This window comes from Leuconostoc fallax, from assembly GCF_004354645.1.
In the GTDB taxonomy this organism is placed as follows: Bacteria; Bacillota; Bacilli; order Lactobacillales; family Lactobacillaceae; genus Leuconostoc_B; species Leuconostoc_B fallax.
The window spans coordinates 230,330-246,066 of the sequence record NZ_PUFI01000005.1 but is presented as its reverse complement, the minus strand read 5'-3'; the positions used below and the strand labels follow the sequence as shown (position 1 = coordinate 246,066).

16 protein-coding genes are annotated in these 15,737 nt (G+C 38.8%); 3 read left to right on the top strand and 13 right to left on the bottom strand.

Annotated features, from left to right (window positions below):
* Positions 1–52 precede the first annotated feature (52 nt).
* Positions 53–1,408, top strand: coding sequence for a Mur ligase family protein (locus C5L23_RS01770; protein ID WP_010008801.1), 1,356 nt, complete (start codon positions 53–55; stop codon positions 1,406–1,408).
* Positions 1,408–2,139, top strand: coding sequence for a type 1 glutamine amidotransferase (locus C5L23_RS01765; RefSeq protein ID WP_010008804.1), 732 nt, complete (start codon positions 1,408–1,410; stop codon positions 2,137–2,139). Before C5L23_RS01770 ends, C5L23_RS01765 begins: the two co-directional genes overlap by 1 nt.
* A 52-nt stretch (positions 2,140–2,191) precedes the next feature.
* On the opposite strand, the gene C5L23_RS01760 is transcribed toward C5L23_RS01765, so the two are convergent.
* From C5L23_RS01760 to C5L23_RS01730, 7 genes are all read right to left on the bottom strand, one after another.
* The gene (locus C5L23_RS01760) at positions 2,192–3,031 is read right to left on the bottom strand and encodes a YitT family protein (RefSeq protein WP_010008805.1); all 840 of its coding nucleotides are present in this window, start codon (positions 3,029–3,031) and stop codon (positions 2,192–2,194) included.
* A gap of 15 nt (positions 3,032–3,046) precedes the next feature.
* Positions 3,047–3,397, bottom strand: coding sequence for a DUF956 family protein (locus C5L23_RS01755; RefSeq protein ID WP_010008806.1), 351 nt, complete (start codon positions 3,395–3,397; stop codon positions 3,047–3,049).
* Between the two features lie 138 nt (positions 3,398–3,535).
* Positions 3,536–4,375 (bottom strand): PTS system mannose/fructose/sorbose family transporter subunit IID, encoded by an 840-nt coding sequence (locus tag C5L23_RS01750; protein WP_010008808.1) that lies wholly within the window; start codon positions 4,373–4,375, stop codon positions 3,536–3,538.
* Between the two features lie 11 nt (positions 4,376–4,386).
* Entirely contained in the window at positions 4,387–5,196 is an 810-nt protein-coding gene (locus C5L23_RS01745) for a PTS mannose/fructose/sorbose transporter subunit IIC (protein ID WP_010008809.1), read from the bottom strand.
* 50 nt (positions 5,197–5,246) lie between these two features.
* Positions 5,247–6,233 (bottom strand): mannose/fructose/sorbose PTS transporter subunit IIB, encoded by a 987-nt coding sequence (locus tag C5L23_RS01740; protein WP_010008811.1) that lies wholly within the window; start codon positions 6,231–6,233, stop codon positions 5,247–5,249.
* Between the two features lie 207 nt (positions 6,234–6,440).
* Entirely contained in the window at positions 6,441–8,051 is a 1,611-nt protein-coding gene (gene manZ / locus C5L23_RS08645) for a PTS mannose transporter subunit IID (RefSeq protein WP_010008813.1), read from the bottom strand.
* A gap of 122 nt (positions 8,052–8,173) precedes the next feature.
* Entirely contained in the window at positions 8,174–9,163 is a 990-nt protein-coding gene (locus tag C5L23_RS01730) for a type I phosphomannose isomerase catalytic subunit (RefSeq protein WP_133264196.1), read from the bottom strand.
* A gap of 111 nt (positions 9,164–9,274) precedes the next feature.
* Between C5L23_RS01730 and C5L23_RS01725 the strand changes: the two genes are divergently transcribed.
* Positions 9,275–9,760, top strand: a complete 486-nt coding sequence (locus C5L23_RS01725) for an FUSC family protein (RefSeq protein ID WP_010008815.1) — start codon at positions 9,275–9,277, stop codon at positions 9,758–9,760.
* 6 nt (positions 9,761–9,766) lie between these two features.
* On the opposite strand, the gene C5L23_RS01720 is transcribed toward C5L23_RS01725, so the two are convergent.
* The 6 genes from C5L23_RS01720 to gnd all read right to left on the bottom strand — a co-directional run bounded on the left by C5L23_RS01720 (position 9,767) and on the right by gnd (position 15,652).
* Positions 9,767–10,591 (bottom strand): Cof-type HAD-IIB family hydrolase, encoded by an 825-nt coding sequence (locus C5L23_RS01720; protein WP_010008816.1) that lies wholly within the window; start codon positions 10,589–10,591, stop codon positions 9,767–9,769.
* A 31-nt stretch (positions 10,592–10,622) separates the two neighbouring features.
* Positions 10,623–11,030, bottom strand: a complete 408-nt coding sequence (locus C5L23_RS01715; protein ID WP_010008817.1) for a GtrA family protein — start codon at positions 11,028–11,030, stop codon at positions 10,623–10,625.
* A gap of 57 nt (positions 11,031–11,087) precedes the next feature.
* Positions 11,088–11,249, bottom strand: coding sequence for a hypothetical protein (locus tag C5L23_RS08490; protein ID WP_170168003.1), 162 nt, complete (start codon positions 11,247–11,249; stop codon positions 11,088–11,090).
* 348 nt (positions 11,250–11,597) lie between these two features.
* Positions 11,598–12,980: a gluconate:H+ symporter gene (locus tag C5L23_RS01710; protein WP_010008819.1), complete on the bottom strand. Its 1,383-nt coding sequence runs from the start codon at positions 12,978–12,980 to the stop codon at positions 11,598–11,600.
* 52 nt (positions 12,981–13,032) lie between these two features.
* A complete protein-coding gene (gene gntK, locus C5L23_RS01705) occupies positions 13,033–14,571 on the bottom strand; it encodes a gluconokinase (protein ID WP_010008821.1) in 1,539 nt (512 codons plus the stop codon).
* Positions 14,572–14,743: 172 nt separating this feature from the next.
* The gene (gene gnd, locus C5L23_RS01700; protein ID WP_010008822.1) at positions 14,744–15,652 is read right to left on the bottom strand and encodes a phosphogluconate dehydrogenase (NAD(+)-dependent, decarboxylating); all 909 of its coding nucleotides are present in this window, start codon (positions 15,650–15,652) and stop codon (positions 14,744–14,746) included.
* Positions 15,653–15,737 lie beyond the last annotated feature (85 nt).

Below are 15,737 nucleotides of genomic sequence, written 5' to 3'. Positions count from 1 at the left end.
ATGCGAAATACCTCATTTTATGGTATGATATTGCCCAGAAAGTAGGAATATTATGGGATTTAAAACAACCGTTGCAAAACTAACAGCCAAATCATCATATTGGTTATTACATGATATTTTAAAGCGTGGTGGTACAAGTTTACCAGGTAAATTAGCTGTTAAAATTGATCCAACTATTTTAAAACATATTCAACAAGATTTTGATTTAATCGTTGTCACAGGTACCAATGGTAAAACCTTAACAACTGCTTTAATTACACGTGTTTTAAGAGCAGGTGACTATGATGTGATTACGAACCCTTCTGGATCTAATATGATTCAAGGGATTACGGGTACACTTGTCACGAGTAAATTCAAAAAGAATAATGGCAAACGACCAATCGCAGTTTTAGAAGTAGATGAAGCCAACGTTGCTTTAGTAGCGTCAGCCATTCAACCAAAGATGTTTGTGCTAACGAACATCTTTCGCGATCAATTAGATCGTTATGGCGAAATATATACAACATATGACAAAATTGTCAGCGGCATTAAGTATGCGCCAGATGCCAAAGTACTAGCCAATGGGGATTCCCCCATTTTTACACGTGGCGATTTCAAGAATCCAAGAATCTATTTTGGTTTCGATCATATTCAACCACAAGACTATCAAAGCTTAACTGCACCTAATAACACAGATGGTATTTTATCACCAACTGATAATTCGGTTTTGAACTACGATTTCATTACCTATGCTAATTTGGGTAAATATCGGAGTCATACTGATCATTTTGCACGACCAAAACTACAATATGCTGTTACCAGTGTGGATAAGCTAACCCCTAAGTATTCAGAATTCACAATTGACGACACATCATTACGCATTGAAATCGGTGGCCTTTATAATATTTATAATGCGTTAAGTGCCTTTGCGGTAGGCAGAGAATTTAATATTGCACCAGAACAGATTAAATCCGCATTTGAAAGTAACGCACAGATTTTTGGCCGCCAAGAAGCCATCAATGTCGATGGTAAAGATGTCACCATTGTTCTCATTAAGAATCCAGTCGGTACGAATACTGTCATTGATATGATGCTAACAGAGCCTGAACCTTTCTCATTAATGACATTATTAAATGCCAATTACGCTGACGGTATTGATACGAGCTGGATTTGGGATGCTGAGTTTGAAAAGCTCCACACCACAAAAATTACAGCTGTAGCTACTGGTGGCGAGCGCTACAAAGATATTCAAGTACGATTAAAGATGGCCGGTTTTAAAGATCAAGCAGTTTATCAAGATTTGAATCAAATCGTTACTGCAATTCAAAAAATGCCGACGAAAAAAGTATATATCGCCGCAACGTACACGGCCATGTTGCAGTTACGCCAACAATTAAGCGCCGCTGGCTACATCAAAGGAGGTTTCTAATGCCCCAATATACATTAAATATCGCCCATCTATACGGTGATTTGATGAATACCTATGGTGACTACGGTAATATTATTGCCTTGCGCTATTACGCTGAACAAATTGATGTGACCGTCAAAACAACTGTCATTTCCTTAGATAATACTTTTAAAAGCGCTGATTTTGATTTTGTGCTGTTTGGTGGTGGTCAAGATTATGAACAAACGATTGTTGCAAAAGATTTAAAATCAAAAGCTGCTGAATTACAGCATTATATTGAAAATGATGGTACCTTACTCGCAATTTGTGGTGGCTTTCAATTACTCGGTAGTCATATGATTATGGCCGATGGACAGCGTGTTGATGGCATTGGCGCGCTTGACCTATATACAATTAATATGCACGATAGTCAGGTTAAAGTAGCCAAAGATGCGCGCTTAACTGGCAATATTGTGATTAAAAATAATCAAACTGGCGAAGTCTATCATGGCTTTGAAAATCATCAAGGTCGTACGTTTATCGGTGATCAAGAATTGGCATTAGGTACTGTTATTTCTGGTAATGGTAATAATGGTATGGACAATCATGAAGGCATTATCCACCGCAATGTTTTTGGTTCTTATTTCCATGGTCCTATATTGACGCGTAACGGTAACTTGGCAAAACGTATTCTCGCAACCTCATTATCTCAAAAATACCCTGATATTAATTGGGAAGATAATCTTAAACAATTACCAACAGAATCCTTTTAAATGTCATAAAAAAGCACGTACTGAGTCGATAACTCAGTACGTGCTTTTTTCATTAAATAAAGGTACCACCATGGGCTTCCGTAATATTGTAAACAATCGTAAACGCTTGCTTATCTAACATATGTATTGCGCGTAAAACATGGTTATAATCTTGATTATCCACAACAACCATCAGCATTTCACGGTTATCACCTGTATAACCACCCTTAACATCCATAATCGTAAAGCCCTTATCGTTCACTGATAAATAATCTTTAATTTTCGTAATACTACCATTACTCGTAATGTAAATCATTTTTCGCCGGTCTAAGCCTGTTTCAATATAGTTCATAACGATAGACGAAATGACAATAGAAAATACAGCAAGAGCAAAGCCTTCAAAACCGCTTGTCAATAAATTACCTAAAGACACAAAAGCATCGATAATTAACAGTGAGATGGCAGGTGAAATACGAAAATACTTCTTTAGAATCATAGGTGGTACAGCTGTACCACCACTGGAAGCTTCGATACGGTACAGTAATGCAACGCCAACAGCAAAAATACTTCCCCCAATTAATACAGCCAACATATTATTGGCCGTTAATTCAAAACTAGGTGTTATTTTTAACAGCACTGGCAGAAGTAAACTACCAAAAGCAATTCTAGCGGTTGTCGCTTTATTTAGAAACACAGCAGCTAAGATTATCATACTAATATTAATAATCAACACCACAAGTGCACGATCTAAACCTAATAGTTCATTCGCTAAAATTGCAATCCCAGTGGACCCGCCTGCAGCAATTTGTGCTGGTGCGTAGAAAAAATTAATACTCACCGCCACAAGTTCAAGCGCAATTATAATGATGGCAAATCGGATAAAAATATTATCAGTTAGTTGTCTTTTTGTCATCGTTCCCCCTTTAAATTAGCGCTCAAGTATACCTTTTCTTAATCGCAATTGGTCTTTCTTTAAATGTCCTGCTAATGCCATTAATGCCTTTTTGGTTTTATTGGTAATGAATTCAAATGATTGGCCTTCTGTTGTATAAACAATAAAGCCGCGATACCAAAAATTAAACGCACGTTCTACTGTAATATATTTCACATTTCGCCACGGAATTTGAATATAACCTTTACCCAATGAGGGTCGGTAGTCCAGACCACTATTACCAATTTCTAATTTTCCTTGGCGAATGTTGATTGGTGATAATACCGCATTAGCATTAATGACAATATCAGCAGTTGAATTTAAAGGTCCTGCATTTTTTTCACTCATTGTATTAAACTCCCATTATAAAAGGCTTTATATTAATCATACCAGACTATTTCAGATCACAAAGCTTTATTCTGTAAAAAACGTCACATATAAAAGAAGGAGACAATTTGTCTCCTTCTTTTAAAAACTTATATTGCATTACTTACCCATAACACCGATAGCATTGAGTACAATACCCAAAACGAAGTACATTAAGATAATAACCAATGCATTGACCTTCTTTCTCAACAACCAAATCGTTAAGAAAGTTAATGCAAGTGGTGCAATACCAGGCAACAATTGTTGGTTCAAAATGTTATCTAATGTTGTTACCTTGGTTGTACCATCTGTCATCTTAACTTTTGAGACAACTAACGGGAACTTCATTGTCGTCCAACGTGGTACCAAGACACCCATGATGAACATACCAAGGATTGATGCGCCCAATGTAATTTTTTGTAGCGCACCGCCAGCTAAGTTCTTTGTGATACTTGTTCCTTGCTGATACCCCATCTTTTGTGTATACCATAGGAAAGCCATACGTAAGGCGTTCCAAAGTACGAAGAAGACGATTGGTCCGGCAATACTTCGTGACATTGCAAGAGAAGCAGCAAACGCACCAATCACTGGTCGTGCAGTTCCCCAGAAGATAGGGTCACCAACACCAGCCAAAGGTCCCATCATTCCAATTTTTACACCTTGCAATGTTGCATCATCAATTTCTGCACCATTCGCACGTTGTTCTTCCATCGCAATTTCAACACCTAACACTGGTGCTGCAACATAGGGATGTGTGTTAAAGAACTCTAAGTGTCGCTTTAACGCTGCCGATCGTTCTGCTTTGTCATCGCCATACAAACGCTTAATTGCTGGGATCATTGCATAAGCCCAACCAACGTTTTGCATACGCTCATAGTTCCAAGATGCTTGTAAGAATGTTAAACGCCAAAATGATGAGCGGAGATCCCCATTTGTAATTTTCTTTTCTACATTAGCCATAACTTTTCTCCTTAGTAATCATTCAATATTGCATCAAGCTGGTCTCCACTATGGCTACCACCACCATTCGAGCCACCACCACTATGCCCATTAAACTGAGGAGATAATTGTAGGTAAACTAATGCTAAGACAAGCCCAATAATACCCATTGCAATTAAGTTCAAACTCGTAACGGCTGATAATGCAAATCCTAAGAAGAAGAATGGCCAAAGTTCAGCTGATGCCATCATGTTAATAACCATTGCATAACCAACAACCACGATGAATCCACCAGCTACGGCTAAGCCATCTGTTAACCAATCTGGAATGGCATTCAAAGCACCCTGAACCGCTGTGGCTGGTACGGCTAAGATAAGACCTGCTGGAATAGCAATACGCAAACCTTGCAAAATCAATCCAACCCACTGTACTAACTCAACACCCCGAATACTACCTTCTTCGGCTTCACGGTCGGCAATATGTGCCAAACCAACAGTCAATGTTCGTACGATAGTTGTCAAAACCAAACCGGCAACAGCCAATGGAATGGCCATTGCAATACCGGTTGAAATAGATGTTTGTGCCGGTCCAGCAACCAAGATTGCAGAAGCCACTGAAGCTAACGCAGCATCAGGTGCCACTGCAGCACCAATATTCATCCAACCCAAAGCGATCAATTGTAGTTGCCCACCTAAGACAACACCTTCCATCAAATGACCGGTAGCAGCGCCAATTAATGTGGCAGCAACTAGTGGTTGGTGAAATTGGAACTGATCCAAAATACCTTCCATACCTGCTAAGAATGCCACAATCAATACTAATATAACTGATATTATTGACATGTTTTTATATCCTTTACTCTAAATTTATCAAAATGTTTCAAATGACCAGATCATGACTTGGTCTTATCTTTTAGCAACTTCCAGATATCTTGTTCACCATCTGCTGGGACTTTCTGTACATAGAATGAAACGCCTTGATCGCGTAACTTTTTCAATGTGTCGATATCGTTATCATCAACAGAAACGGCATTGGTAATCATACGCTTACCTTCTGAATGCGCCATTGATCCGATGTTAACTTTTGGAATTTCAGCACCTTGACTGACGACCTTTTCCAAATCTTGAGGGTTTTCAAACAATAACATCACTTTTTGACCACTGAATCGTGCATCATCCCAAACTTCCATATACTTAGCTAACGGAATGACATTCACTTTAACGCCGACCGGTGCCGCTTGTGTAATCAAAGTTTTACGTAATTCATCACGGGCAACGCCATCAGATACGACGATAATCCGATTTGGATTTGCATACTTTGTCCAGGCTGTCGCAACTTGACCATGCAATAATCGTGTATCAATACGTGCTAACTTGATGTTCATTGTTGCATGCCCTGTATGCTCTGCTTCTGAAGCAACAACCACTTCCGGCTGGTCTGTATCATCCTCAGTTGCTGTATCTGTCGCTGCATCAGCTGCCTTTGCTTCTGGTATCGACTTCACACCGTCACGCGCAACAGGTACCAAATACGCTGCTAATTCTGCAGCAGTGTTCATACCTAAGCGTCCACCATATGCTTCAATAAGCATTGGTAGATTGAGTCCTGACAAGATCGCCGTTTTCTCAGGATTCTTCTGTTGAATCAAACTTGCGCGATTAAATGGTGAGCCACCCCATAAATCAACCAAGAATAATACATCGTCATCATTATCAAATTTAGCGAGTGCTTCTTGATAATGCTTATCTAAATCATCAGGCCCCTCGTTAGGCAAAAATGTGACAACTTCAACATTCTCTTGCTCTCCGAAAATCATCGTGCCCGACATCAAAATGCCTTTAGCAAAATCACCATGGCTAGCGATAATTAAATTAACCATAAGATAATTCCTTCCTTCTTACCATTAAGGTATCCCTCAACTATTTAGCAAATAACTACTATCAGAACAAGTGTCGTAACATAACTCTGATATTTAGCTTTTCCCTAATTCAAAGTATACCCTTTTTCTTTTTCTAAGTAAACGCTTACAAGTTCTTTCAATAAGAAAGTGTAATGTTTACATTACACTTCCAAAGCATTATTTATTTTAGGCTTGTAGTCCCAAAATGCCGAGCATCCGACCAATAATACCAATGACGAATAATCCAAAGATAATTGCCAAAGGATTCACACGACGCTTCAATAGCCACAAAACACCCATAGTTAGTAACAAAGCTGCCAAACCAGAAAGTAATTGACCGTTAACAATCTGATCCAAAGTTGTTGTCACTGTTTTACCAGTATCTGGGTTCTTAACTCGTGAAACAACGAGTGGGAAATAAATCGTTGTCCATCGTGGGACTAACACACCCATGATAAACATTCCTAGAACCGATGCACCTAGCGTCACATCTTGCATGATACCACCAGCTAGGTTTTGCGTAATATTCTTACCCTGTTGATAACCAATTTGTTCACCATACCAAAGGACAAGTAAACGCATCACGTTCCAAACCACGAAGAACATTATTGGACCAATCCAAGAGCCGTTTGCGGCAAATGATGCAGCTAAGGCGCCTAGTATAGGTCGTAATGTTCCCCAGAACACAGGATCTCCAACGCCGGCTAAAGGTCCTAACATACCAACTTTCACACCACTAATGGCCGCGTTATCAACTTCGGCACCATTAGCACGTTCTTCTTCAAGTGCCATTGTGACACCAACAATTGGTGCTGCCATATATGGATGTGTATTGAAGAATTCCAAATGACGTTGCATTGCTGCAGCTTGTTCAACCTTATCGTCTGGATACAAACGTCGAATAGCTGGAATCATAATATATCCAAAACCAATGTTTTGCATACGTTCGTAGTTGAACGATGCAAGTAAGAATCCTAATCGATAGAAAATCGACCGCTGATCTTTTTTAGTTAAACGTTTCCAAGACGAGGTATCGAAAGTCGACTGTTGTGTTGTCACATCAACCGTCTTTTTACCACGTAAGCGAATGTAAATCAATGCTAATGATACACCGATGATACCCATTGCAATCAAATTCAATTCGGTCACAGCTGCTAAGACAAATCCTAAGAAGAAGAATGGCCATAATGAATCTGCCGCCATCATGTTAATGACCATGGCATATCCGACAACAACCACGAAACCACCAGCAATTTGTAATCCTTCTGTGATAACTGTTGGGATAGCATTCAAACCAGCCACAACTGCTGATGACGGAATGGATAAGATTAACATCGCTGGAATTGCAACACGTAATCCTTGTAGCAGTAACGCACCAAAATGAAGATACTCAATCGTCCTAAATTTAGCTTTTCGAGCCGCTTCATCAGCCAAATGCGCAATCACAACTGTTGCTGTACGAACAAAGATGGTTAATACTTGACCAGCTACGGCTAGTGGAATCGCTAAGGCAATACCTTCTCGAACACTAACGCCAGCAGGCCCAGTAACCAAAATTGCACTCACAATAGCAGCTAATGCCGCATCGGGTGCCATTGCTGCACCGATGTTCATCCAACCCATTGTGATCATTTGCAAAGACCCACCTAGCATAATCCCTTCAATTGGCCGGCCCATTGCAACACCTATTAGTGTAGACGCTACTAACGGCTGATGGAATTGCCACGCGTCTAAGACGCTACCCATCCCCGCTAGAAGCGCTACAACAAATACCAAAATTATCGATATGATTGTCATACTCTAATCCTCTACCTAACTCTAGGCTCCTAATATTTACTGTTTTTATTGTAACCCCTTTCTATATTAATGTAAACGGTTTCAAAGACTTTTTTGAAACTATTTTATATTTATCAATTATCTTAATTTTTTAAGAACGCCAGATCATTATTACGATAAATTTTTGGTGTTACAAAACTCTTAATCAATGTCATATCACCATCTACAACATAACTGTTAACATCCTTAGCCAAAATAAAGCTCATACCCTTTTGCAAATCATAATGTTCATGACCAATAGTGAGTGTACCCTTTCCTGAAATAACTGTAAATAATTCATAGTTATGATGTTGATTAAGAACTGTACGCCCTCTAACTGACAACTTATCAATTGAGAAATACGGTGCCATGAGTAAGCGTGTAATAATTGTGTTATCTTGCATCATGATTCTTTGCCCTAAAATAGGATCGATATGTGGTGCTTTGGTTACCGATAACGCCTCGTCTACTTGTAATGCTCTTAGTTGATGCGTCGTTGGATCAACGCGATCAAAATCATAGAAACGGTAGGTTGTATCTGAACTTTGCTGAATTTCCATTGCCACAATACCTGCACCTAAGGCATGAAAGGTTCCCGATGGGACGTAAAAGAAGTCACCAGTTTTAACAGGAATTGTCCGCAAGATATTAGCCCAATCTTTATCGTTCACTGCTTGACGTAATGCTGTTTTGTTTTTAGCACGATGACCATAATAAAGTTTTGCACCAGGCTCGGCAGATAAAATATACCAACTTTCCGTTTTGCCAAAGTTCTCGCCCACTTTTCTGGCTTGATCGTCATTTGGATGAACTTGAATGGACAAATTCTTTTGCGCATCTAAAATTTTCACCAATAGCGGAAATGCTTCATTTTCACCGTGACCACCAAATAGTTCAGGATGCTGCTGCCAAACCTCTGCTAAAGGCATGCCCGATAATTTACCATTCATAACATGACTATCACCATTCTGGTGTGCAGCAACCACCCAAGCTTCACCAACATGATCACTTTCTAAGTTAAACCCATAATCAGCAAGGTTTTGGCCACCCCACATTTTCTGATGTAGCTCACTTTTCAAAAACAAAATCGTCATGACTTCCTCCTTTTGATACCGCTTTCACAGAACATGATAACACATTTATTCGAATATTTATGCTAATATATAGGCTAATACTTCAGCACCAATATAAGACTGGAGAACATTATGAAAATAGGAAATTTTAGATTAGGTTTAAGAACACTAAAAACAGCATTTGCTGTAATGATCATCATCGTGACATTTTATTTTTTCAATCGGCCACCATTCATCGCTGCGCTAGCTGCCGTTTTCGCATTGCGTGAAACTTGGGAAACCACTTTGAGTTTCGGTAAGGTTAGATTGATTTCAAACGCTGTTGGTGGTGCTCTGGCACTACTTTATTTTTTAATTCATCAAGCTGCTAATAATGCTCCCTGGGTTTCAATGGTCTTACTACCACTGCTTGTCATCGTTGAGATTGTTTTATTAGATGGTTTCAATTACAACACGGGTGTTATTGGTGGCTTGGCTGCACTACTTATGATTTCACTGACAATTTCAGCTGATGAAACGATTTTTTATGTTTTTGAAAGAATTATGGATACTTTCATTGGCGTTGCCGTAGCTATTTTAATCAATCGATTTGGATCACCCGAAAAAGAAAACGACTGAAATATTTCAGCCGTTTTTTTCTAACCAATCTTCAATTGTATTCATGACACCATCAGCACGATTATCTGCCAACGCCTTTTTATTAATACTTTGTAACATAAACGGCGATGCATTCGGCATAACATAAGCATTGGTATACTTTTGTAACATTTCTAAATCATTACCATTGTCACCAAATACCATGACTTCATCATCTAAGACATCATAGTAGTCTTGTAGCACTTGAATTCCAGTGGCTTTATCAACGCCATGACCCAAAATATCAACTGAACCAAAACCAGATCCAGTAGCATGCAATTCATTACCAAACACTTCTCTGAGCTTAGCAACATGATGTTGTACTTCATCAGTTGGCCAAACAAAAGTCACCTCTAGTATTTTTTCATCCACAGCCAATAATTTTTCAACCTGTTTAACATTCGGATAAAACAATTTAACTTGTGCTGCGACTTCTGGTGTCGCGTGATTGGAAATGTAAGTCGTTTCCTCACCGGTCATGATAATTAAATTTTCAGCTGATTCCGGATTCTTAGCATTCCAATCAATGACTTTACCCAATTCATCAGGTGTTAAATGCACCGAATACAACTTCTGATCAAACGTTGATACCACAGCGCCATTTGAGGCGACATAATCAATCTGATGGCCTTCATCCAAAACCGGCTGAAATAATTCTTGCAAATTCCTGATTTGTCGACCAGAAGCTGCCACGAATTTAATTTGACGATTGTTTAATTCTACTAATAATTTTGCAAAGCGTTCAACATTATACATGTTATCCTTTCGCAAAAAAGTACCGTCCATATCGGACGCAATTAATTTAATACCCATTTTGATACCTTTCCGTTATTGAAACATTATTTTATGAACGTTTCTTAAAAACGTAGAGTTTACCTAACACAAAATTGGAAATTACAACAAAAACGTTTTGAATTAAATTCCAGGTGTTAGCTTCTTGGTGTAGTAAACGTACACCAAATGCCAATATAGCAAATCCTAATATTCCGGTTAGTACACGGGCAAGATAAAATTGCCAGACTTCATATGCCAACCCCTTAAAGCCATGCACTTGAGAACCAAAAACCCATACGCGGTTTGTTAAGTAGGCAAACAAAACGCTCCAAAACCAAGCCATGATATAAGCAAATTGATAAGTGCTATGCCACACTGTAAACAAAAGATAAAATACAACCATATTGACTAACGTTGTTAGCCCACCAAATATGAGATACAAAATTAGCGCACGATAACGCACCAATAACATTTTCATTTTATTTGTCCACCTTATTAGGATAATAACTTTATCATTATATCAAAAATAATACAATCATTCTAAGGTATCCTCATCTTTATGCGTCACCTTTTGTTGATCTTGTTGAGATAATTTCGCGATGTGTTGTCGATACCACCGCATCAAGAACCACATACCAACATTAGAAATAATCATTGCTATAACAATCCATAAAAAAAATAAAGTCCATTTATCCATAATTTCCACCTATTATTAAACCATAACATAAAAAAATCCCTCTGACCGGAGAGGGCAATGGTCAGAGGGTTTTGATGAATAATCATCAAGTATCAATCAGTTAATTGGGGGATCTGATTGAAAACATTACTGGGGGGAGTAATGAAACTCAAATGTTAATTGAGTATGTTTTAATAATACACCAATTTATCACTTGATATGTAACAAAACACATTCTATTTCATTACACAATCATTACACATCATTCTGATAATACTGATTACATCAACCGTGTAAGCGCTTAATGGATAGCATCAATATTGTGAAAAAAATAACTAAAACATTGGTTTCTCGTAACGAAATTTTAATCTAGATAAATATTGTTGCTAATATTAGAATCACAATTAAACCGGTTACAGAAATAATCGTCTCTAAGACTGTCCAAATTTGGAATGTTTGCTTAACCGTCAAATCGAAGAATTCTTTAAAGATCCAAAAACCAGCATCGTTAACATGTGAAGCAATTAATGAACCAGCACCAATAGCCAAGGCAACGAATACCGGCAATAATGTATTACCAGGCTGGGTTGCTAGAATACCTGTTACAATACCTGCAGCTGTCATACCTGCAACTGTTGCAGAACTAACAGATACACGCAAAATGGCAGCAACAGCCCAAGCAAATAAGATAACGGATATAGCGTTCATCGAACCACTAGCGCTAAAGATATGCGCTACTTTATCAGACAGACCAGAAGTGACTAATACACCACGTAGTGCGCCACCTCCACCAACAATTAACAAAATACCTGCAACTGCATTAATTGCCTCGTTAAGTGACTTACCGACTTCTGTCATTGACTTTGATTGCCAAACACCCATCGAGAAGATGGCAAAGATTAAGGCAACAGTCATCGCGACTGCAGGATTAGCAGCAAATTCGACAATTTCATCAATCAAAGTTGGATTTTTAGGTGTTACCCCACCTGTATAAATCAACTTATACACTGTGGCAATAATCATAAATACTAATGGGAAAACTGAAGTCAAAACTGACAAACCAAAGCTAGGTGTTGCCTTTAAATCATATTCTTTAATCTCACCAACGGCACGAATTTCCGTTTTGAATTGGAAAGCACCTGGTGCATATTTTTGTGCTAATTTAGTAAATGCCGGCCCAGCAACAACAGCTGTAATAACCGAAACCAACAAACCGAAGATAAGCATCATACCAATGTTAGCGCCTAATGCTGAGGCAACAGCTGTTGGTGCAGGTTGTGGTGGCAAGAAACCTTGTGCTGAACTCAATGCCGCCGTCATAGAAATACCTAAGTAAAGTAGTGGTACTTTGGCTTCAATCGCAACCGCAAAGACGATTGGAATCAATAGCACCATACCAACACCGAAAATCATTGAAATTCCGATGATAAATGAGGCAATTAGAACGGCCCATTGCAACTTTTTTAGACCAAACCAATCAATCAGTGTCTTGGCAATTCTATATGATCCACCGGCATCTGCAACCAAGCGACCAATCATACCACCAAAGATAAAGATAACTGAGTTAGGTCCTAGGATGTTACCAACACCCTCACTACCAAGAACGGCATCAGGAATATCCATCGGTGACATTCCTAGCAAAAGCGCTAAGATAAACGCTGTGACAATCAGCGATACGAACGTATTCAGTTTTAACTTAACAATTAACAATAGTAATATCAAAATAGAAATTACTAACATTAAGAATTCCATTTATTTCATTAGACCTACAGTATCTGCAGATCTTCTCCTTTATTTATATACACTAGTTACTATGCTTACGCTGATAATTGGCAATGTTTTCATATTCTGATTGTAGCTGACGGCTTAAACGAATAAAAATTGGGGCCAATTCACGATAGGCTTCAAAATTTTCAGGATCTGGTTGATAAGTATTACTTTTACCAATAAAGTTAGAAATTTCATACAAATCATCAATCTTACCAAGTGCTTTTTGTGCCACAATAACAGCTGCTAATGCACCTGACTCAAAAGCTTCAGGCACTGTAACTGGCTGTTCAAAGATATCAGCAAACATTTGGCGCCACAATGGCGAACGAGCAAAACCACCCGTTGCCTGAATAGATTTAAGACCACCAACCACTTCTTCAAGTGCTAACGATACCATGTAAACGTTAAAGGTAATTCCTTCTAATACCGCGCGTAACATATGGGCACGCGTATGTTGATGATTTAATCCAAAGAATGAACCACGGGCATTCGCATCCCAAATTGGTGCACGTTCGCCACCTAAGTAAGGATGGAAAATCAACCCATTTGAACCAGCTGGCACTTCTGAGGCAATCTTAGTTAGTAGATCGTAAGAATCAATCCCTAATAAGGCTGCTGTAGACTTTTCAGCATCAAACATATTATCTCTAGCCCACCTAAAGACATCGCCACCGTTGTTAACTGGGCCACCGACAACCCAATGATCCTTATCTAATGCGTAAGTAAACGTTCTTCCCTTTGGATCGATAACAGGTTCATCCGCAACGACACGAATAGCCCCTGACGTTCCAATGGTAATGGCAGCTACACCGGGTTTCACTGCGTCGACACCCAGGTTAGATAATGGACCATCACCAGCACCATAAACGAATGGTGTATCATCTGGTATACCAATCACCTTCGCATACTCAGTGCGCAATTTTGTTTCATATTCATAAGTTTCAACTGGTTGCGGTAACTGTTCCTTGGTAATACCAGTAACGGCTAAGGCTTGTTCATCCCAGTTAAGGTTAAAAATATTGAATAATCCTGTTCCTGAAGCGATAGAAATATCCATCTTATTTGCACCAAACAAACGATGGAAAATGTATTCTTTAATGCCTAAATAATGCGCAGTCTGATTAAATATTTCTGGCTTTTCAGCTTTCAACCAAAGCAACTTCGACAAAGGTGCCATTGGGTGTATTGGTGTTCCTGTCTTTTGATAAATCTCATGACCAACACCACTTGCTTTCAATTCTTCAGTATATTTAACAGCACGTGTATCTGCCCAAGTGATGACACGTGTTAGGGGTTGCCAATTTTTGTCAAAAGCAATTAATGAATGCATTGCTGAACTAAAAGATACGGCAGCAACACGATCTTCATCATTCAATTTAGCAGTCCGTACAACCTCACTTAGAGCATCAATTAGTGCAGTAAAAATTTCATCTAAATCTTCCTCTGCCATATCGGGTAAATCGCGATAAAGTGAATACCCTTTATTTGCACTCGCAACGACTTGATTTTGGTCATCGAACATTACAGCTTTTGTTGAAGTAGTGCCAAGATCAACACCAATCATGTATTCCATAAATTATCCTTTCAAAATGTACAACGTTAAATAATTTCAACTCAATAAGAAAAGCCCCCTAAACAGGGAGCTTACTCAAAATGATTTAACTAGACTTCGATATTTGACAGCAACCTTGCTACATAGAATATACCACATAACAGATTAGTCCTCACATCTAAACCTCGAGTGTTTATTTAGCTGTATCCATTGCGTGACCACCGAAGCCATTGCGCAATGCTGAAACGACCTTACCAGTGAATGTATCATCTTGCAATGAACGGTAACGCATCATCAATGACAATGCAATAACTGGTGCTGGAACTTCCAAATCAAGAGATTCTTCAATTGTCCACTTACCTTCACCTGATGAATGCATACGACCAGCGACAGCATCCAACTTAGGATCCTTAGCAAACTGTTCTTCAGCCAATTCCATCAACCATGAACGAACAACTGAACCGTGGTTCCATAGCTTAGCAACAGCTTCGTAATCGTAGTCGTATTGTGAAGCTTCAAGAACTTCAAATCCTTCGGCGATAGCTTGCATCATACCATATTCGATACCATTGTGGACCATCTTCAAGTAATGACCTGATCCCAACTTACCTGTGTACAAGTAACCATCTTCCAAAGCGATTGACTTGAACAAAGGTTCGATAACCTTCCATGATTCAGCATCATCTCCACCAATCATGAAGTTTCCACCGTTACGTGCACCAGACATACCACCTGAAGTACCAGCATCAAAGAACTTAATGCCTGCAGCAGTAGTACGCTTGTTTTGTTCCAAATTATCTTTGTAGTTTGAATTTCCACCATCGATGATGATGTCATTCTTGTCCATCTTTTCAATCAATGTATCGATTGTTGAGTTAGTTGGTACACCAGCTGGTACCATTACCCATACAACCTTTGGTGAAGGCAATTGTGACAACATGTCATCAATGTCAGATGCAGTTGAAACCTTATCTGAGTAGTCTGCTGCTTCTTTAACAAAGTCAGCATTCAAATCAAATGCTACAACTTCGTGATCATTGTCAACAGCATTCTTAACTAAGTTCAAGCCCATCTTACCAAGGCCAATCATCGCAAACTTCATGTTTACATACCTCTTTATTTTTTTGTACAAGACCATTGTATGAAAAAAATTTACAATATGCAAGCCATTTATTGAAAATTTTTTT